Genomic DNA, 18756 nt, shown 5'->3' on the forward strand with positions numbered 1-18756 from the left:
CTGCGTTCGGCTTGTGCCGACCCTTGACAGTCTTACTCACGCGATGGAATGTGTAATCAAGCGGGGCAAGCAGTTAAACTAAAACTAACGCTTTCACTTTAATGATAGATTTGAACCTTGACAAAATGAGCCGGATAGTCGGGATGAATTTTCACCATAAGGGCTTAAGACCCCGTGTTGGAGCTTGACTGACATCCACCTCACGGACAGACAGAATGAAGGAATTAAGGGCATTGACCCAGTTAGATTTGGGAGGTTTGTTGCCGGAGCTAATGTGGATACCAATGGCCGTGATACTGGAAAAAGGACGTAGTTTCATTGGGATACACATCATCATCCATAATTGTGCAGTAATACAATATCTGTCCATATGGCTTGTTTTTAAAAAGGTGAAAATCTGAGATTGAGTGAGTATGCGTAAGAAAAACGAAGAAATATTAGGGAGGTAAAGATGGAAGAACCTAAAATGATCATAAACACGATTATGACAAAGAATGATTATAGAAAATTTCTGTATATTGCCACCTTTAAAAGAAATAAATTTACAATTCCTATGCTGGCTTTAATTGCTTTGCTTGGAAGCCTGATAGTAAGTTTTGATAATGAGAATTTCAACTGGATAAAACTCATCATAAGCTGGGCTTTATTGTTTGCGTTGGCAATTATCGCTGTTCTGATTAAAGTTGAAAGAAGAAATGCCCAGAGAATAAAGACGGATAAAACAGGTGCCTTTGATATCGTCAATACCTTAAAATTCTACGATGACAGAATTGTTATGGAGAATGAGGCCTTGAAATCAAAAGGTGAGTTGAGATATGATCAGTTTTACGCAGTAATGGAGAGCAAAGATTACTTTATATTTTATCTGACGGCAAACCAGGCTTCGTTAATTAGAAAAAAAGATGTAGATAATCTTAATGATTTCAAGGAGTTTATCGTTGGAAAATTTCAAGGCAGGTATAAAAGCATCTAAGGGTAGATAGGAAAATGATGGCGCAGTTTTCGTAACTTTATTGTGCCTTAAATGTAATGCAGCCTTTATATGTTATGTAGAAATATGCAAAAGAGGGGTCTTTATGATTGAATACAGAACCACACTTGAGGGTATAAGTCCTGATGATTTAAAGGGCTTTTTTGTCGGTTGGAAAAAACCTCTGACACCTGAACAACACTATGCTATACTTAACAACAGCAGTTTTTTTGTACTGGCATATGATAAAGATAAATCAAAAGTTGTGGGTTTTATAAATGCTCTAAGCGATAGGGTAAACTTTGCATTCATACCAATGATTGAAGTTCTTCCTGAATATCAGCACAGGGGAATCGGAAGAAATCTTTTCAATATGATGCTAAAGCTCCTGGAAGATATCCCATGTATTGATTTGACTTGTGATGTTGAAATGCAGGGCTTTTATGAAAAATTTGGAATGCTCAAATCGCACGGTATGGTTTTTCGCAAGTATTTTAAACAAGATTAATTTTTTGCACTAAATATTTATTTATATAGTAATGCCGATAGATAGGAATTTATCGGACGGATTGAATTGCAGATTACTTTGAATACCCAATAAGAAAGGTAACATTGAAATAAAAATAAGATATTATTAAGTAGGGCGCTCTTAAATATGCAACTTATATTGATATTAAACGTCTAAATAAGTAAAGAAGTTTTTCTATGCGAATATTTTGAAGGTGTTTTTATGCGAAAAAATATATATTTATTCATTTGTTTTGCCACTTTTTTTGCCCTACTAACAGGTTGTAAAGTCGATTATAACAGGATATCAGTCATGAACTCAAAAAGCACCTATACAGAAGGTGCTGACACAGAAGGTACAATAGACATAGGAAATATAAAAGAGAATTCTGACCGGTTTGTTGATGTGACTGACTGGAATCCATCAACATACGAAACTATCAACAACTTGGATGGAGTTACTATGACTGTTAAGAAAGGAACTACATCTCCAACCGGATTGACTGTAGTAATTGAGAATAACTCTGGCAGTCAATGCATTTATGGAGAGTACTTTGAATTAGAAAAGAAAATCAATGAATCTTGGTATAAGGTTCCTGTTACTATAGATGGCAACTACGGATTTCATAGCATTGGATATGATTTATCCTCTGGTGGCAGTAAAGAATGGGAAGTCGATTGGAACTGGCTCTATGGAAGCTTGGAACCAGGGAAATATCGAATTATAAAAGACATATTGCATTTTCAGGATACAGGTGAATATGATACTTACTATTTAGCATCGGAGTTTACCATATTCCTGGGGAGCAGCAGCAATTCTGTATATAAAGGCAAAAAAATTGGCTTAATCGAAATAATTAGTAGGTCGGATAAGAAAGAGTGGCTACTTTCAAATAAGGATACAATAGATAAATTTATAAAGGCATTAAACAATAGGAAGAAAACCAATGCAAAAATTGACATACGGCCTTATGATTATGCTGTAAAAATATATTTTGCTGATGAATCAATTGATGAGTACTGGCTATGGGTAGATGAAGATATTGATGTTCGAGGAGTTCTAATGAATGAGGATACCACCTGGTTTATAAATAAAGAGTCAAATCCTGTTTTCAAGGAAATCCTAAAGTAAATAGAGCAAATTTTCAAAATGTTTTCATTGTCCAGCATTATATGGCATGCACATATATTGCCTGGTAATGATAATATAACTATCTCAATATAGTTAAATAAAAGAAATAAGCAAAATATTGTTTGTACAGCCAAGGACCATCCATGGCAAATAATTGCGGCCCTTCCGTTATTTTCTTTTTTAATTACAACAATAACTGTTGCTTTCGGTGTTACCTTCCGTATAATCAATCACTAACATTATAAGCAATTTAAAGGTGACTTTTAATGAAGATGTAATATTACTATATGTAAGATTTTTATATCGTCCCAGTCCACCATTGTTCCTATTCTTTCAAATATGATATAATGGTTGGAAATTTGCAATGGTTATGCTAATAGATGATGAAATTCTATACATAAGGTGAAGGCACTTGATGTTTTTAAGTACATTAAAAGAGAAGTATAATATAAATCTTGATGAACAACAGCAGCAGGCAGTTAAACATGTTAATGGGCCTGCTCTTATTTTGGCAGGGCCTGGCTCGGGCAAAACAACTGTAATCACTGCCAGAACTGCATACCTTATTTTGGAAGCGGGAGTGAGCCCTGATAGCATACTCACATTGACCTTCAACAAAGCGGCACAGTTGGAAATGGAGCACCGGTTTAACAGGATATATGGTGCTGATGTTGCACGGAAAGTACGATTTTCAACCTTGCACAGCTTTTCCAACCGTGTTGTCATGGATTATGAGAAAAAGCAGGGTAAAAGGCTCAAGAGGATTGAAGGGGACGAAGAAGCTGGAGAAAGCAAAAGAAAAATTCTAAGCATGCTTTATCAGCAGATAAACGAGTCAAAGCTCAATGACGACGAACTGGAAAATCTAATCAACGAGATCGGGCTTGTAAAAAACAAGATGATAAAAGATTTTGAGGGTATCAAATTCGATACCAAAAACTTCCCCATCATCTATAAAGCCTATGAGGATTATAAAAAGTCCAACCTATATATTGATTTTGACGACATGCTCACATACGCTTACTCAATCCTCAACAAATGTCCCGATATACTTTCCTATTACAGGGAGAAGTACCGGTATATCCAGGTGGACGAAGGTCAGGATTTGTCTAAAATACAGTTTGAAATATTGAAGTTGTTAGTGAAAACGGATGATGGCAATATCTTCATTGTAGCAGATGATGACCAGTCGATTTACGGCTTCAGGGGGGCAGATCCTCAATATATTTTGAATATTCGGGAGCAGTTCAGGGGATGCCGTTTGTATCGCCTGGAAAATAACTACCGTTCTACCAAAAATATAGTTGAGATAAGCAGCAATTTTATAAAGACAAATACCCAGCGGTTTGATAAAAACCACAAAACGGATAATGATTATAAATATGACCCCAATATTGTGCAGGTTGAGGATGAAAAAGAACAACTGAAGTTTATTGTAGAAAAACTGAAAGCACATATGGAAGAAGGCAAAAGTGTGGCAGTCCTCTATCGGAATAATCTTTCTTCCATTGCAATTGCGGATATGTTGGACCGCAGCGGGATTCCGTTTAAGGTAAGGCAGAACAAGCTATTCTTTTTTAACCACTGGGTTGTACAGGATATTCTTGCCTTTTTTAAGTTTGCGCTGAACCAGTGTGATGGGGAATCCTTTTCAAGAATCTATTATAAAATGAACCGTTATATATCCAAAAGCATGCTGGAACATGCATTGAATGTCGATTTCAAAGAATCAGTCATTGATGGGCTTCTCAGCAGTGGTGATATAAAGCCTTACCAGCAAAGAGTGCTGGAAGAACTGAAAAAAGAGTTCAAGATGCTGGCGAGGAAACATCCCTTGCTGGCATTGGAATATATTGAGGATAATTTCAAGTATTTTGACAGTGTTAAGGAATACTGTGAAAACACAGGATTGTCCTTTGACTACCAATACAGCTTCTTTGGAATCATGAAAGCTATAGCCAGAGAATGCCTCACCATCCCGCTGTTTTTACAGCGCATGGAGGAGTTGCGGGAGCTATTTGAAAAGTCAAAGAGTTCGGATTTAAAAAAAGCGGCTACGCTTACGACCTTGCATTCATCCAAAGGTTTGGAGTATGATGCGGTACTGATGGTGGATTTAACAGAGGATGAAATTCCGGGCAGGAGAGCAGTTGAGCTGGCAAAAAAGAATCAGGATAATAGCACCCTCGAGGAGGAGCGCCGTTTATTCTATGTAGGGATGACCAGGGCAAAGGAATATCTCTATCTGGTGAGCCCATCCGTGAAAAATGGGATTAGAGCAGTAAGGTCAACCTTCATCAATGAAGTCATCAGTGTTATGAAGAAAAAGGAAGCGGATGAAATCGGAGAAGGGATGATCATTAACCATAAACATTTTGGAGAAGGAGTAATTACTGCCATACTTGAGCAAAAAGGCGGGCAGGTTATTCTGGAAATTGACTTCGGAGGAATAAGGCGAAAGCTGGATTTTTCAATATGCCTGGAGAATGGGCTGATAACTTTCTAAATACTGAAATAACGTATGCCTGTGAGAATAGCTTTTACGAAGCATGCAATTTAATTATAAAAGTTGTATTTCAATTATTGACTTTATATTTGATGATGGCAATGGTAAAATATTACTAAATAAGTTAATAGAACAGATCAGTGTTATATAAAGTGATCAAAGTCTTTTTCGATATGCTTAAAGTTTATGATATTGCAGAACATAAAGGGAAGGAGAACATTCATGCGAAAAACGGCAAAAGCTTTGTTATTCATTGTTATGGCACTGGTGCTTATGTCAGTAGTTGCATTTTTACCTACATTCCGGCTGAAGACAAGCAAAATGATTACTAAAGAAACGGATAATTTTGTTTTTTATTATGAAAAGCAAGATGAAAATGCTGTTCAAGATATGGCAGATATCATGAATGAATATTATAAGAATGTCAATTCTGCTTTGAATTTTAACCCGACGAAAAAAGCAGAAATATATGTTTATCCTGACCTTAAAGTCCTTCACACAAAAAAATATGGTTATTTGGGCAGGATTTTTGGTCCTGAATGGTATATCGGAGACAATGTAAAAGATAAGGTGATTGTCGTCTCGCCGCTAAATCCGGGGCCAAAACATGACTATGACAGCGTAGTTCAGACTGTTGTGCATGAATATGTCCATACGGTAGTTTATCAGATAAACAAAAAAGCGCCAAAATTATTAAATGAAGGCTTGGCAGGCTATTTATCAGGCAATGCCAAACCCAATTATCCGTTGGGAAATGTACCTGATATGAAAGATATAAAAACGAATAATCCTATCAAATTTGGCAATATAGGACTTTATGGATTTTCTTATACATATATAGAATTTCTCGATAAAAATTACAGCATGAGCAAAGTCGTGGACCTGGTAAAGAATCCTTCGGCATATGAAGAAATATTCGGCGTATCGGAAGAAGACATATATATGCAGTGGGCACAATACGTCAAAGACAATTATCAATGAGAATATTGTACGCATCGGTACAATTCTGTCATAAATAAAAAATGTAATGGAGGGTAAAATTATGTGGTTAATATTAGGAATCATAGCCATAGCAGCAACTTTTATAAATCTTTATATGTATAAAGCAGGGAAGGATTATAGGCTTGCTATGGCAGCAGGATTGTCATTCACAGCATTAACACTTTGTTCGCAATACAGCCTTGTGTCAGTATGGGTAAAAGGAGAGGTTTGGGCAGCTTTATTAGACGTCGTACCTACTATGGAAATATGGCTATGGATTTTGACGATTATATCTATTGGGCTAAACATAACACCCATACTTTTAGATTCAAAGAATAAATAATTAATTATTTTATAATAACACGCTGTTTATATAGTGTGACATTCATATTGATAATTGTGGAGAAGTATTTAGGAAAAATGAATTGGCTATAGGGCTTCTCATGCAAGCAATGTATCTGATGATGGCAAACCGCTTTTTAGATATCCTTTATTTCTTTTTAGGACTTCTCCAGGGACTGGCTATATGTTTTATAATTGCGGGAATATTACCTAAAAATCTTTACTTCAAGTTAAAAGGGTGGAAAGTCTCTGCGGCAAATAATATGCCGCATTTTTTATGTAATCTTTGGTAGCAAAATGCGAAGTAGAAAATATACATAATTTTTATAAGAAAATGAAAATTTTTCTATTTATTGATATAATGTATATATAGAATTTTACATAATTTTCATGGGGATAATTTTTATAGAATTTATTGAATTGATTAAAAACCGTGCAAAATCAAATCCAAAGACTATTGTATTAGGTTGATGCGGCCATAGTTAAAGAAATCGGCGCAAGAAAAGCGCCTGGTAATGAGGTGGCTGGAAATGCAAATGTATTGATATTTCCAAATCTTGAAGCAGGCAACATTGGCTATAAGCTTACAGAAAGATTGGCAAGGGCAAGCGCTTATGGGCCTATAACTGCAGGAATAGCAAAACCGGTGAAAGATTTTTCACGTGGCTGCACTGCCGATGATATCGTGGGTGTTGTTGCAATTAATGCAGTTCAAGCACAAAATCCAATATAAATAATAGTACTTACGCAAAAGTAACATAAACAAGTCATATCAGCACTTTGAAAACAGAATATAGCTTAAAAGGTTGTTGCATTGAGGTTTCCATATATTACAGCTATTCACCAGTTTTCGAATTATGCTATTCTTTTGGCAGGGGTTCCATGAGGTCTACCAAAAATTGCATTTCCGACATAACCGTTGCCAAGCACGGCATTCACGATATTATTACTGAACTGGTGAGAAAGTTCAATTTGGATAAGTTTTTGTTCCCTGAGAAGTATACACTGGTCTTCGTTGCAGCATGTATGGGTATAATCCTGTTTAATAATCCTACAGCAACATATATTGCGCAGAAGCTGTACTGGGTATCCCATGATGCCATAACAAGGCTGCTGCCGTTGCTTTCTATTAATAACACAAATATCATGATCCTGTTCATCCAGGCAATACAGTCACAAACGGCTGGTCTTGGATATTTGATCATCGATGATGTGATTATCAGGAAGCCTTTCGGCAAGAGCATTTTCCCGACATCTTATGTATACGATCACACAAATAATCGGTATGTCTGGGGAATGCACATTGTAGTCCTTCTATGGTCTAATGGTTGGATTAAAATCCCCGTGGCGTTTCGGATATGGAAACCGGAAGAAAAGTGTGAAGAATATCATACCAAGGTTGAACTAGCCATACGTATGATATCCTTCGCCCACAAATTTGGTTTGGCTGCCGAATACGTCACATTCGACACCTGGTATTCCTGTAAAGAGCTCCTGCAAAAGCTCTCAGAGTGCGGTTACCACTATGTCTGCATGATAAAGAATAACCGCAAAGTGCTGTACAACAACAGGGTTAACTTTAACGTTAAGACCATAAGCCTGCTGTTTAGCAAGAAACAGTACAGGTACTACCCCGGTACAGGCTTCTACATCAAGGCTTTATCGGTAATCTTACCTGGTGTGGGTAACACCATGATGGCAATAGTCAAAAACGGCTATAACGCATCTATCCAAAACACCAGATTTATCATTACTGACTTGCCCGGTGTAGCTGCTCAAGACATCCTCAAGAAATACCTTTGCCGTTGGGACATTGAAGTATTCTTCAGAGACATCAAGCAGTTTCTGAACTTTGAAAAAGTTCAAGTCCGGTCTATTAGAAAACTTGAGGGTCACTTCTCCTTGGTGTTCATAACTTCTGTATTCGTGCAGATTTTGCAGATACAGAATAATTTGAATACCATGGGTGAAACCATCAGCTTCCTGCAGGACATTGTCCAGGTTAAAGTCAACGGTATTGTGTACATTATTAATGTAACATCCAAAGACCGGACAGGTAAAGAGGTAAATACTGTCTCAAATCCTCTCGCAACAACCATTTGGGACAAATTAAGTGCGTGAAATCTTTATTTTTCAAGGATCATTTTGTTTTGCGTAAGTACTGTAAATAATATAATCAAAGTATCAAAATATGTATTTTAACCGGAGGGTGTGTAATGAGACTAAACGGTAATTTAGCGGCAAGTTGCATTGTACTTCATGATAACAAGGTTTTGTTGGTGAGGCACACTTATGGAATAGCTAAAAACAAGTATTTTGTACCAGGGGGCAACTTGCAGCCGGGTGAACTGCTTGAACAAACTGCCGTTAGAGAAGTGTTTGAAGAAACTTCGGTTAGGATTAAGATAAAAGGATTGCTATCTGTCCGTTTTGCGCCAAATAGTGCTTGGTTCATTTTTCTTGCGGATTATGTTTCAGGCACGCCAACTTCAGATAACAGGGAAAATGATTCCGCATTGTTTATGGATATTAAAGAAGCGTTGTCTTCCGAGCATGTGAGCTATACCACAAAAGTGTTCATAAGAAGAGCAATTGACAAAGATAAAAAGATATTTACTCTCAGTGATTATGTAAGTACCAGCAGCCCGGATATTACAAGAGAAAATTGGCGCCTATATGATTAACGCCGTATATCGTTGTGATAAGCCTAATCCACAGTTGAGTTACTTCATTTTTTATTATCACATTAATAAAATAATGTAAAGGTATGGTTGATTTAATTTATAAGACGTTATTATTAAGCATTTTTGTCTTGATTATAGGGTTTTAATGTTAGTCCGGCCTAATTTGTGGTAAGAAATAACAGAATCATGGAAATCATATGCTGCTACGAAGCCTTCTGATTTCTATATTAAGATCACTCACTTTGGAGGTTGTTTTTTGCATTGGGTGGAATCGCTGGCATAATAGTATTTTATACTGCTTTGATAAGCATCTGATAGTGAGTCTTATTATGCCGCATTGCTTATAAAATGTGTTATAAGCAATACTCCTTGAATGCTATCATTGTCCCATTAACTCTATATCCACAGAACAAGTTTATTTGCATCGAAATGAGTTAATTTGATATGTTATTGGTTAGTGGATAAAATATTGAAGATTGATGTTGTATGCTTTCAAAGTTAAAGGAGGAATTTGCATGTGGTTTTTATTTGCGTTCTTATCAGCAGTATTTGCTGCATTGACATCTATACTTGCCAAGATAGGGATTGAAGGAATTAATTCCAACTTAGCAACTGCAATACGTACAGCAGTCGTGCTGGTGATGGCATGGACTATAGTTTTTATTTCAGGAGCGCAGAGCCATATTAATGATATTAGTAAAAAAAGTTGGATATTTTTGATCTTATCAGGTATTGCGACGGGATTATCCTGGCTTTGCTATTACAAAGCATTGCAAATTGGGGATGCTTCAAAGGTCGTTCCGGTGGATAAATTCAGTGTTGTTATTACAATGATACTCGCTTTTGTAGTATTACATGAAGCGCCTACTACTAAAACAATTCTGGGCGGTATATTTATTACAATTGGCACCTTTATAATGATTTTGAAAGGGTAATTAATCATGAGATGAGGCATATTTATGAGTTAAATTTAAGAAGTCATTCAGATGGAAGCGCATTGGTGAAACATATAAAAAGGCAGAATGAATGAACGGAAAAATCCTTTGTAACGCAAATTATTAACAGATTACAAAGGATTATTTTATTTTCATTTAAAAGTATATTTTATTTTTATTAAAGATGTTATTAATTATTGACTTTAATAATATTATAGTATATATTTAATATTGTTAAAGGAGGGAAATGACATGGCTATAGAAATAGTACCTGAATGGATGGTAAATCTGGATGATGAAGATGTATCGTTCATTAAAAAATTTATTTTGGCATCTGGTTCGCTCAAAGAAATTGCCAACCAGTATGGTGTTACTTATCCAACAGTACGGTTAAGGCTTGATAAACTGATCCAGAAGATTCAAATCAGTGAGGACACTGCGAATGAGCCATATATTGCTTTAATCAAGCGTCTTGCACTAAATGAAAAAATTGATTTTGAGACGGCTAAGATTTTAATAAACGAGTACAAAAAAACTAAAAAGGAGGTTAAATAGATGGCAAATGTTATTGTCGTTGTGCTGCTATGCCTTGCATTTCTTGTATTTCTTGCAGGTAGCATCTGGTTGCAAATTTTTCTTTCCAAAAAGCAGAATAAATGGCTAGGATTAATTATACCTTTAATTTGTTTCGTTTTTTCGATAATGGCCGTTCTCTCTTTAGCAATGTATACGAATACAGCAATTACTTCTCTGACTGATGTTAATGATGGAGCTAAATTAAGTGATAAAATAACTATTATACATTCAGAGAAATCGAGTATGTTCTCAATGCTTGCAACTGTTGTGCCTGTTTTTCTTATATCTAATATTCCAACCATCATATTTTTAGCAATATACTTTGCATGTAGGGAAAAATTGAAACTACGTACTGAATTGGATAAAATGAATATTCAGGACTTGGAATAATTTAGTACTAAGACTGCCACTTTAAAAATTTAGTCCTATCTATGTGAATATAAAATAAACTCATTTCATTCCCAAGATCGCAAACCCGCATGGTTGATGGGCGGGGTAAAATGGATGATAAAAAGATGTTCCTTAAAAGGGATAGTTGATTTGAATTAAATGGGAAAAATGGAAAGGAGAAAAGCAAATAAAGTTGTTCCATAGAAGGGGTTTTAAAAGTAGTAGGATTAAGGGTAAAGGGATAATGATAGAAATATAAAATCCTTTGTAACCGGCATAATAAATGGATTACAAAGGATTGATTTTATTGGATAATACCCTTGCCATTGAACTTGTCCCGAAGGAAAAACTTAATTTGCTGTTTACACAGAAGCATGAATAGGGAACGGGATAAAAAGGATATTATGGAAGTTGGCTAAAAGGTAGCATGGCTAAAAAGTAGATGATTTTGCTGCTTATATAGTGTAAAATAAAGGAAACGGTGCAGATTAGTGGAATTTTGTGAAGTAATATTTTTTATTCTTGACGAAAGGATGTACGGCATGAAAAATACAATAAAATATATCGAGGTTTTTATAGTTGTGATACTTTTAGCATTTTACTTTTTGTATTCTAATAATTATATAGGGGTAAGCAAGTCAAACATCGAGAAAGATGCTCGTTATTATCAAAAGATTGATGATACTTGGGCCGTGGCTAAAGATACTACAGAAGCTATGTCTGCTATGTTTTTTTATTCCGAAGACGTTGCAGACCATACATTCTCAATTTATGTGAACCGCCCAGGCTTTTCATTCGGATATTTCTTTATGAGTGGTGGATCACTTAATCCAAATGAAATAGCAGAAATCCATATGAAAGGATATAATGAGCGTGCGCTTATTTCAGTGAATAAGCAGCAAGTAAATAAAATGGAAATTGACGATGGTAATGAAGTTCGAACGATTGAAATCGATAGTGAAAAACCTTTTGTATTCATTTTACCTGTCAACGCCGGAATTGCAACTTTTTATGACATAAACGGTAATATCATTGAAAGTGCTAAGCGTTAATTGAATGGTTTTCAATAGGTCAAAAGTCAGCGTCTATGCTGCTCATGATTCTTAGCGCTACAAATGATTTCAGGAGATGCAGAAAATATCGAACTTAATTTGATTAGTGTCATGCAGTAAATTGTAAATGTTTATGCAACTATCCGTGATTTAGTAATAACAGCATCGACAGTTACTCCTTTTACTGCACAAGTATATGCAAACTTGGCAGTGGTCAACATATACGTTACTCCACTTGTACTCTCCGAGAAACCTTGAGCTGCAGTTTCTGTTCCGGTTACAGGTGTGCTTTGAATGGAGCGCAGAAACAGTCTTGTTTCCTCGGTGGAAATAATGCCTGATATCATATGAACCATATGGTCGTTTTCGTCAATTCAAAACTACCACATTACGTCAACTTATTCTTTATTTTATCATGAATTTGGTAATACAATTATTTACTTTTTAATGCACAACACTATTTAAAAATAAAAATTGTAATTACCTTGTAAGGTGTCATTTAAATAGATGTGGACATAATATATATATAGAAGTTAAGAATTGGAATTATGCTTGAAAAAAACATAAGGAAGTGATAGCATAAGGGTAAGAAAAATAAGAAGGGGGTTGTATAGAATGGCGACGGTAGTTAGCATTAAGGATTATAAATTAAATCAAATACCAAAAAGACAGGATGTTTCCACTCTTGATATGATATTCAACCCCGTTAAGAGAAGAAAGTTTTATGCAGATATCGATAAAGACTATGTAGAAACAGATGATGAAAAAGAGATTTTCGATGAAATGACTAAAAGACTGAGGGGTGAGTAAATTTTGCCCTGTCCAGCGTTGCCGAAAATTCCACAAAAGAGTACCCATTATGAGAAGGGTTGCGTTCACTGGTTTGATTTAACCGGTAATAGTGACCCTTCGATCGCTTCACAAAAGGCAAGACCATTTATAATTATTAGCAGATATAACCCTAAATCAAGCAGAGTTATTATTTGCCCAGTGTCAGACATGATACACTATTTAGAAAAAGATACATATGGCAACATAATACAACCTCCAAAATTAAAATATCCTTATCACGCACCATTGTATAAAAAAGATTATCCTTTCCTGGATAAAGATAGTGTAGTACTTCTTGACCAGGTATATACTGTATCAAAAGATGAACTGTTTGAAGACTGGTATATGGGACAAGTTGTAAACACAAGGGAGATAGATGAAGCAATTTTTTATAACTATGATTTGTTTGCGTCTATTAATGAGGTTATTCAAGATTTGCTGAATTCCATTGAAAATATGCATATAGAAAAATACTCTAGGAAGTAATTAAAACTAAATTTAATGCTAGAAAACCTAAGACTAACCAGTAGGACAAGTTTTTGGTTTTATTATGAGAATTTCTGCAGACATAATTTTATGCTTCCCAAATTTCCCAAAAAACATCTTTGAAAGCGTCTTTCAAAAATGCTAGAGCTTCTCCTGGATTCTGAAAATTATTTCCCTGACTATTTCTTTTGGTAATACACTCATAAAAAATACTCTTTTCTGGTTTGTGTTGTTAATTCTTACCAGAAAAGAGTATTTCCTATCTCTCATATACAAATGTGAATATAAAATAAACTCATTCCCTCCCCAACTCCGCAAACCCGCATGGTTGATGGATGGGAGAAAATGGATGAAAATAAAGATGTTCTGAAAAATGGATGGATTCATGGAATGGATTGGGAAAAATGGAAGGGAAAAAAGAAAATAAACATGTTCCGAAATAGGAAGAGAAGGGGTAAGGGGAAAGGGATAAGGAGAGAAAGGTAAAATCCTTCGCAATCCGCATAATAAAAGGATTATGAAGGATTGATTTATTTTATTGGATAGTATCCTTGCACCTTATCCCATGACACTTTACCCTGTTTTTCTGGAACGAGTTTATTTGCAGAGGAACGACTTTATTTGCAAAGGAAAGAGTTTGTTTGATGTTTACACAGAAAGCAGGATTAAGGAACAAGGAGAAATGGAAAAAGACTCTATTCATAACACGACTTCTTACATAGAATAAAATAAGAGAAAATGGCTAATGCGATAAAGAGTATAGGTTAAGGGATATGAATGGGGCGGAGATTAATTGGGATATACAATAGGAACATAATTGAAATAAAAACATTTGTTTAGTATAATGTGTATAGTAAGATTTTGGACATGATATCAAAAAATGCATAATTAATTTATTTGCGTCTGATGTATTTTTGTGGGGTGAATGTAGTGAAAAGATTAAGTGGGCTAGAACAAAGTATATCAGAAGATAATGAGCAGAAACTTAATTTTTTATATAATGCTATTCAAGATACACAGGAAACAATAAAGTTTACAGATACAAAGTCTGGAACAATCTTTGTTTTGGGTACTGCATTTATAACTGCAATTGTAACTTTAGTAGATAAATATATAAACTTATTTAATAACCAGATTGGTATTTCTAAATGGATACTTATAATAGGGTCTATTCTATTTGGTGTATGCTTATTTGTTTCATTATACTTATCGCTAAAATCGATAAATCCAAGCAATAATCCAAATGAGCATATCGAATTCGGTGATGTTGATTATGAAGTAAATGTTAATTATTACCTTACTGGTCTTAATCCGTCAATGCGTTTTCGGGACTATATATGGGAATGTAAAGATTCAAAGTTTTCAACATCAGTTGAACAATACTTTAATTCTATAAGTAAAGTTGGTCCTGAAGGCTTGCTTTTATCCCTAACATATGAGTTTATCAAGTTATCATATATTAAGGAAAAGAAATACAAACGAACCCAATGTGCACTTAAATGGTTAGTGGCATGTTTATTTACTGCTGGATTTACTGCAATAGCATTCATATTATCTCAGAATATAGATACTGTTGATATGAGCAGTATAATTAACAAAAACTTAAATGACAAAAGCATTTACTGGCTCATTATAGGGTATTTTGTTGTAAGAATAGTATTGACGATACTATTCCAAAGCAAAACAAAAATTAGTGGTTTGTTGAACGCTTTGTTAAAATGTTGTACATATTCCTTGATTATAGGTGTAATAGGATATTATATGGCTGGAATATCAATATTTGATGTAATTTTAATCTTTTTAACTTCTCTTACAATTGAGAGAATAAACTTTTCTGCATTACTGAAAAAGATGCGCTTGATACAAGAAGACAGTAATACAAGAATTTCTTTGCTGCTTAATGATTTTTTGCATATAGCGGTTTTAATAACAATTTCATTTTTAAAAATATAGAGGAGGTTTTATATGGCTAGTCAATTTGATAAGAGTTTTAGTGACGTTTATAAAGCAGTCTACGAGAATTCGAAACAACACATAGGAGTGTTTTCTGGAGAGATGGCAGAAATTAAAAAATCTCTATCAGAAGGACTCGGACACCCTAACTTTACTGACATGAAGTATGGAGAGATTATTCCAGGTAGTATAATCGTATTCTTTATGGATATCCGTGGTTTTACTAAAATATCTATTGCACTGGATAATGAAGAATTAATAAGAATTCTGCAAGCCACTACTATTGCATCAATCTACAGTGTTAGAAAATTTGGAGGATATATAATAGAATATACTGGTGATGGTATAATGGCTTATTTTGGTGATGGTATTAAGACTAACTCGCGTGATGCATTCAATTCACTAAGGGCAGCAACATACCTGATGGAAGGAATAAAGAATAATGTTAACAGTTATTTAAGTAGAAATGGTGACGAAACAATTAGAGTAGGTATGGGTTTAGAATATGGAAATACATTATGGACTCAAATTGGTACTCCTGATGCCTGCCAACCTAAACCTGTTTCAGAGGTTACATTTATAGCAGGTAAAAACTCAAGTCATGCAAACCCTTGGGAGGTTATAATTGGCAAAAACATAGCAGAATGGGTTCCAGAAGGGTTTAAAGACACTTATAAGGCTTATGAGTTTCAAAAGGATAATGAGAAATATTCATATAAAAGATTCTTATTCAAGTGGCAGGAATTTAGTAAACAGTTTAATGCCAATCAGCAACAGACTGAGTATACTTTCTTGAAGAAGAACTTACCAGCATTAGGCACAACGATTATGTCTAATACAGACACAGTTATAAATACTTCAAATACTGCAACAAAGGGACCCAGGCCGCTCAAAGACCAGCCTTTCTTTTAGGTAGGTGCTGATAAATATGAAATGGTATGAAGCGGATAAAAAACGCCTTGTTTTAGAGTATGAAAAGGTGAAATCGAAATACCCACAATTTAAACTTGGTATTTATAAAGATTGCCTTGCTTGGGAAGGGGAAATACATTTTGACTCTGAAGATAAAGATTTTATACCGTTAAAAGTCAGGATAATATATGATGATTCATATCCTATTAGCCCTCCTAAAGTGTTTCCAATAGAACCAAAGATACCTGATAATTTATGGGGACATGAGTGGCATAGATGGGAAGAAGGGAACATTTGCTATGTGAACCCTAAAAATTGGAGTATTAACTATTATACTGTCGATGTAATTTCAAAGGTTCAAACATGGTATATAAACTTCTTATTATATGCCTTTAAGAAAATTGATAAAATGCCAGATGTAGGAATTGCAACAATATCAGACAAGGGAGGCAATTGATTTGGGGGATTTTGACTGTCTGTTGATTGGTAAGGAATTAATTAATAAAATTAGAGCCTCCACTATAGATTGGGGTTATATCAATGGATTTACCCATGACGATGTTCTAGGTGCTTTTTCTGCTGACATTGGAGAAAAAAATTCGGCAGTATCACAAGCATCTTTACTTATATCTCAACACAGATTTTTTAATAGTAGTAATTATAAAGAAGGTATATTATTGTGGGTTAAAATTAGCAACGATTTATTGAAACAAATTAAAAATATTTATATATCTGTTGAAGAATTAAAAGAAAAAATTCCATATGGGCTATTTGTAAAATTGGAGGAAAAAGTAGCGACTTATATGCTCTTATTGGGCGAAACAGATAAAGATTACCGCTTTTGCCTGGTGTTCAAAAGAAAGGATGAAGAAAAATTCGCTTTTGTACCAGGTGATATTGAGTTGTTGGACGAAGAACCTAATCCCTTTAAAAGGATAGATGGTTTAGTTCCTATTGAAGAACTGAAAGAAAAAAAAGTGGCGATTATTGGAGTTGGAAGTGGAGGAAGTTTTATAGCATTAGAATTAGCATCAGCAGGTGTAGGAACTCTTAATATATTTGACAATGACCGACTTTCTGTTGTTAATCTCTTCAGGCATGCTTGTGATAAAAGGGATTTAGGTAGGAAGAAGGTAGATGCAATTCATGATACTATCAAAGAGCACTTGTTGCCAACAGAGATAATTAAGAATCCTTATAATATAATGAATCATCCCGAAAAGTTAAGAGATGTTGTTAATGGGGTAGACCTCGTTATCTGTGCGACAGACAATGTTAAATCCAGGGAGTTGGTAAATTATATTTGTGTAAATGCTCAAAAGCCTCTTGTTCTTGTATGTACTTTTGATAATGCAAGAATTGGGGAGATTATAAGGGTGATTCCTAAAGAAACTGCTTGTTATGAGTGTGTAAGAACTCACCAACGTGAGCAAGGTTCTTTAATTAATGCTAATTATACTGATGACGAGCCTATACCCTACAGTTCGCAGATTAGGGAAAAAGAAAATGAAAACATTGGAACCAGAACAGATGTATTTATGGTTGCGGCATTAGCATCCAAAGTGGCTCTTATGACCTTAACCGAGGGAAAGAAAATATTTGGTGAACTACCATTTAATTATATCACTTGGGGCTCGGTCAGAAATATGGATTTTAACCCACCGTTTTCGTTTAATCTTCCATTTACAACAAATTACTGCAATTACTTGGTTAACCCACACTGCCCGATATGCGGAGATTTACCATCAGAGATAGCAGATATAAATATCGAGGAGCGATATAATGAAATTATGGCGGAACTTTTATCAAAACAAGTTTAGAATACTAAAACCTACTCTTATTGTAAAAAAGAGCGTTTACGATTTTATTATAAAAACTACAAAAGAGAGTCCTGATGTAGAAACAGGTGGCATATTAATGGGACATGATAAGGAGCCATTAACAGTTCATGTCACCCACGCTTCGCTTCCAGGACCTAATGCATTCCATTCTGCCACGAAATTTGTAAGAGATACAGAGTATTGCAGTAAGATACTATTGGAACATTATAATAATTTCGGTGTTGATTATGTCGGAGAGTGGCACAGCCATATTGTTCCTTTACATGGAATGAGTACTGGTGATTATTTAACAGTTGGTTCAATAATGAACGACCCAGATTACAAGTTTAATGCATTTGCTGTAATAGTTGCCGTTTTAAAAAAGGATGAAGTTAATCTCATCGGCTATGTATCGTCAAATAGATATATACAAAATGTTGGTATTACAATTGAAGATGATTAATGATTACAATATTACAATATATAAATACATTAAGTCTAAAAATAAGCAGTAAGGTTATGCAAATAAATAAGAATTGGAAAGTACAGAATGGCTCTCAGAACCAGGCTCCTACATCATTTTCAATATTTAGACGCATGTAAAAAAACCAGCAGTAAACGAATAAATGTGTTATAGATAACGAACTATATAGTTAAAATTATCCTGTGCAATTTTCCT

23 protein-coding genes and 2 pseudogenes are annotated in these 18756 nt (G+C 34.8%); 23 read left to right on the forward strand and 2 right to left on the reverse strand.

What is annotated here, in order from left to right; translation table 11 throughout:
• Nucleotides 1–215: 215 nt before the first annotated feature.
• From CDO33_RS20705 to CDO33_RS02600, 15 genes and pseudogenes are all read left to right on the forward strand, one after another.
• A complete protein-coding gene (locus CDO33_RS20705) occupies nt 216–401 on the forward strand; it encodes a hypothetical protein (protein WP_133158780.1) in 186 nt (61 codons plus the stop codon).
• A gap of 50 nt (nt 402–451) precedes the next feature.
• The gene (locus tag CDO33_RS02535; protein ID WP_242974024.1) at nt 452–973 is read left to right on the forward strand and encodes a YcxB family protein; all 522 of its coding nucleotides are present in this window, start codon (nt 452–454) and stop codon (nt 971–973) included.
• 103 nt (nt 974–1076) lie between these two features.
• Nucleotides 1077–1478, forward strand: a complete 402-nt coding sequence (locus CDO33_RS02540) for a GNAT family N-acetyltransferase (protein ID WP_192875028.1) — start codon at nt 1077–1079, stop codon at nt 1476–1478.
• A 312-nt stretch (nt 1479–1790) separates the two neighbouring features.
• On the forward strand, nt 1791–2609 hold the full coding sequence (locus CDO33_RS21090; protein ID WP_192875027.1) for an immunoglobulin-like domain-containing protein: 819 nt from the start codon (nt 1791–1793) through the stop codon (nt 2607–2609).
• A 415-nt stretch (nt 2610–3024) separates the two neighbouring features.
• Nucleotides 3025–5115, forward strand: a complete 2091-nt coding sequence (locus CDO33_RS02550; protein WP_103083206.1) for an ATP-dependent helicase — start codon at nt 3025–3027, stop codon at nt 5113–5115.
• Nucleotides 5116–5373: 258 nt separating this feature from the next.
• On the forward strand, nt 5374–6096 hold the full coding sequence (locus CDO33_RS02555) for a hypothetical protein (protein WP_242974837.1): 723 nt from the start codon (nt 5374–5376) through the stop codon (nt 6094–6096).
• A 61-nt stretch (nt 6097–6157) separates the two neighbouring features.
• Nucleotides 6158–6439: a hypothetical protein gene (locus tag CDO33_RS02560; protein WP_103083204.1), complete on the forward strand. Its 282-nt coding sequence runs from the start codon at nt 6158–6160 to the stop codon at nt 6437–6439.
• Between the two features lie 465 nt (nt 6440–6904).
• A pseudogene (locus CDO33_RS02570) lies at nt 6905–7171 on the forward strand (phosphate acyltransferase); the annotation flags it as partial.
• Between the two features lie 149 nt (nt 7172–7320).
• A complete protein-coding gene (locus tag CDO33_RS02575) occupies nt 7321–8559 on the forward strand; it encodes a transposase (RefSeq protein WP_103083335.1) in 1239 nt (412 codons plus the stop codon).
• Between the two features lie 95 nt (nt 8560–8654).
• Nucleotides 8655–9122: an NUDIX domain-containing protein gene (locus tag CDO33_RS02580; RefSeq protein ID WP_103083122.1), complete on the forward strand. Its 468-nt coding sequence runs from the start codon at nt 8655–8657 to the stop codon at nt 9120–9122.
• Between the two features lie 175 nt (nt 9123–9297).
• Entirely contained in the window at nt 9298–9405 is a 108-nt protein-coding gene (locus CDO33_RS21660) for a DUF6199 family natural product biosynthesis protein (protein WP_422678814.1), read from the forward strand.
• Nucleotides 9406–9637: 232 nt separating this feature from the next.
• Complete coding sequence (locus CDO33_RS02585) at nt 9638–10057, forward strand: EamA family transporter (RefSeq protein WP_103083123.1); 420 nt, start codon at nt 9638–9640, stop codon at nt 10055–10057.
• Nucleotides 10058–10309: 252 nt separating this feature from the next.
• Nucleotides 10310–10612 (forward strand): DUF2089 family protein, encoded by a 303-nt coding sequence (locus CDO33_RS02590; RefSeq protein WP_103083124.1) that lies wholly within the window; start codon nt 10310–10312, stop codon nt 10610–10612.
• Nucleotides 10613–11023 carry a hypothetical protein gene (locus tag CDO33_RS02595; RefSeq protein WP_103083125.1) on the forward strand — a complete coding sequence of 137 codons (411 nt, stop codon included), beginning with the start codon at nt 10613–10615 and terminating at the stop codon, nt 11021–11023.
• Nucleotides 11024–11565: 542 nt separating this feature from the next.
• Nucleotides 11566–12075, forward strand: coding sequence for a hypothetical protein (locus tag CDO33_RS02600; protein WP_103083126.1), 510 nt, complete (start codon nt 11566–11568; stop codon nt 12073–12075).
• 171 nt (nt 12076–12246) lie between these two features.
• Here the strand turns inward: CDO33_RS02600 and CDO33_RS20565 are convergent.
• Nucleotides 12247–12437: pseudogene (locus CDO33_RS20565) on the reverse strand (IS701 family transposase); the annotation flags it as partial.
• A 253-nt stretch (nt 12438–12690) separates the two neighbouring features.
• Between CDO33_RS20565 and CDO33_RS02605 the strand changes: the two are divergent.
• The gene (locus tag CDO33_RS02605; RefSeq protein ID WP_103083127.1) at nt 12691–12885 is read left to right on the forward strand and encodes a hypothetical protein; all 195 of its coding nucleotides are present in this window, start codon (nt 12691–12693) and stop codon (nt 12883–12885) included.
• Between the two features lie 3 nt (nt 12886–12888).
• On the forward strand, nt 12889–13392 hold the full coding sequence (locus tag CDO33_RS02610) for a type II toxin-antitoxin system PemK/MazF family toxin (RefSeq protein WP_161496607.1): 504 nt from the start codon (nt 12889–12891) through the stop codon (nt 13390–13392).
• Between the two features lie 141 nt (nt 13393–13533).
• Here the strand turns inward: CDO33_RS02610 and CDO33_RS21410 are convergent, their stop codons facing one another.
• Nucleotides 13534–13662 carry a hypothetical protein gene (locus CDO33_RS21410; RefSeq protein ID WP_274540226.1) on the reverse strand — a complete coding sequence of 43 codons (129 nt, stop codon included), beginning with the start codon at nt 13660–13662 and terminating at the stop codon, nt 13534–13536.
• 75 nt (nt 13663–13737) lie between these two features.
• On the opposite strand from CDO33_RS21410, the gene CDO33_RS20710 reads away from it, so the two are divergent.
• The 6 genes from CDO33_RS20710 to CDO33_RS02635 all read left to right on the forward strand — a co-directional run bounded on the left by CDO33_RS20710 (nt 13738) and on the right by CDO33_RS02635 (nt 18540).
• On the forward strand, nt 13738–13878 hold the full coding sequence (locus tag CDO33_RS20710) for a hypothetical protein (protein ID WP_161496608.1): 141 nt from the start codon (nt 13738–13740) through the stop codon (nt 13876–13878).
• Between the two features lie 444 nt (nt 13879–14322).
• On the forward strand, nt 14323–15345 hold the full coding sequence (locus tag CDO33_RS02615; RefSeq protein ID WP_103083129.1) for a Pycsar system effector family protein: 1023 nt from the start codon (nt 14323–14325) through the stop codon (nt 15343–15345).
• 12 nt (nt 15346–15357) lie between these two features.
• On the forward strand, nt 15358–16257 hold the full coding sequence (locus tag CDO33_RS02620) for an adenylate/guanylate cyclase domain-containing protein (RefSeq protein WP_103083130.1): 900 nt from the start codon (nt 15358–15360) through the stop codon (nt 16255–16257).
• Nucleotides 16258–16273: 16 nt separating this feature from the next.
• Nucleotides 16274–16714, forward strand: coding sequence for a type II CBASS E2 protein (locus CDO33_RS02625; RefSeq protein WP_103083131.1), 441 nt, complete (start codon nt 16274–16276; stop codon nt 16712–16714).
• Between the two features lies 1 nt (nt 16715).
• On the forward strand, nt 16716–18077 hold the full coding sequence (locus CDO33_RS02630; RefSeq protein ID WP_103083132.1) for a HesA/MoeB/ThiF family protein: 1362 nt from the start codon (nt 16716–16718) through the stop codon (nt 18075–18077).
• Nucleotides 18040–18540, forward strand: coding sequence for an MPN domain-containing protein (locus CDO33_RS02635; protein ID WP_103083133.1), 501 nt, complete (start codon nt 18040–18042; stop codon nt 18538–18540). The genes CDO33_RS02630 and CDO33_RS02635 overlap by 38 nt, the downstream gene beginning before the upstream one ends.
• Nucleotides 18541–18756 lie beyond the last annotated feature (216 nt).

The organism is Clostridium thermosuccinogenes (genome assembly GCF_002896855.1).
Classification (GTDB): Bacteria; Bacillota; Clostridia; order Acetivibrionales; family DSM-5807; genus Pseudoclostridium; species Pseudoclostridium thermosuccinogenes.

What these genes read in the sequence shown, in the direction of transcription:
- CDO33_RS02535 (WP_242974024.1), top strand. Translation starts at nt 452, where the DNA reads ATGGAAGAACCTAAAATGATCATAAACACGATTATGACAAAGAATGAT.
- CDO33_RS02595 (WP_103083125.1), top strand. Translation starts at nt 10,613, where the DNA reads ATGGCAAATGTTATTGTCGTTGTGCTGCTATGCCTTGCATTTCTTGTA.
- CDO33_RS02555 (WP_242974837.1), top strand. Translation starts at nt 5,374, where the DNA reads ATGGCACTGGTGCTTATGTCAGTAGTTGCATTTTTACCTACATTCCGG.
- CDO33_RS02560 (WP_103083204.1), top strand. Translation starts at nt 6,158, where the DNA reads ATGTGGTTAATATTAGGAATCATAGCCATAGCAGCAACTTTTATAAAT.
- CDO33_RS02580 (WP_103083122.1), top strand. Translation starts at nt 8,655, where the DNA reads ATGAGACTAAACGGTAATTTAGCGGCAAGTTGCATTGTACTTCATGAT.
- CDO33_RS02575 (WP_103083335.1), top strand. Translation starts at nt 7,321, where the DNA reads ATGAGGTCTACCAAAAATTGCATTTCCGACATAACCGTTGCCAAGCAC.
- CDO33_RS02585 (WP_103083123.1), top strand. Translation starts at nt 9,638, where the DNA reads ATGTGGTTTTTATTTGCGTTCTTATCAGCAGTATTTGCTGCATTGACA.
- CDO33_RS02590 (WP_103083124.1), top strand. Translation starts at nt 10,310, where the DNA reads ATGGCTATAGAAATAGTACCTGAATGGATGGTAAATCTGGATGATGAA.
- CDO33_RS02625 (WP_103083131.1), top strand. Translation starts at nt 16,274, where the DNA reads ATGAAATGGTATGAAGCGGATAAAAAACGCCTTGTTTTAGAGTATGAA.
- CDO33_RS20710 (WP_161496608.1), top strand. Translation starts at nt 13,738, where the DNA reads ATGGATGAAAATAAAGATGTTCTGAAAAATGGATGGATTCATGGAATG.
- CDO33_RS02605 (WP_103083127.1), top strand. Translation starts at nt 12,691, where the DNA reads ATGGCGACGGTAGTTAGCATTAAGGATTATAAATTAAATCAAATACCA.
- CDO33_RS02550 (WP_103083206.1), top strand. Translation starts at nt 3,025, where the DNA reads ATGTTTTTAAGTACATTAAAAGAGAAGTATAATATAAATCTTGATGAA.
- CDO33_RS02540 (WP_192875028.1), top strand. Translation starts at nt 1,077, where the DNA reads ATGATTGAATACAGAACCACACTTGAGGGTATAAGTCCTGATGATTTA.
- CDO33_RS02600 (WP_103083126.1), top strand. Translation starts at nt 11,566, where the DNA reads ATGAAAAATACAATAAAATATATCGAGGTTTTTATAGTTGTGATACTT.
- CDO33_RS02620 (WP_103083130.1), top strand. Translation starts at nt 15,358, where the DNA reads ATGGCTAGTCAATTTGATAAGAGTTTTAGTGACGTTTATAAAGCAGTC.
- CDO33_RS21090 (WP_192875027.1), top strand. Translation starts at nt 1,791, where the DNA reads ATGAACTCAAAAAGCACCTATACAGAAGGTGCTGACACAGAAGGTACA.
- CDO33_RS02635 (WP_103083133.1), top strand. Translation starts at nt 18,040, where the DNA reads ATGAAATTATGGCGGAACTTTTATCAAAACAAGTTTAGAATACTAAAA.
- CDO33_RS21410 (WP_274540226.1), bottom strand. Translation starts at nt 13,662, where the DNA reads ATGAGAGATAGGAAATACTCTTTTCTGGTAAGAATTAACAACACAAAC.
- CDO33_RS20705 (WP_133158780.1), top strand. Translation starts at nt 216, where the DNA reads ATGAAGGAATTAAGGGCATTGACCCAGTTAGATTTGGGAGGTTTGTTG.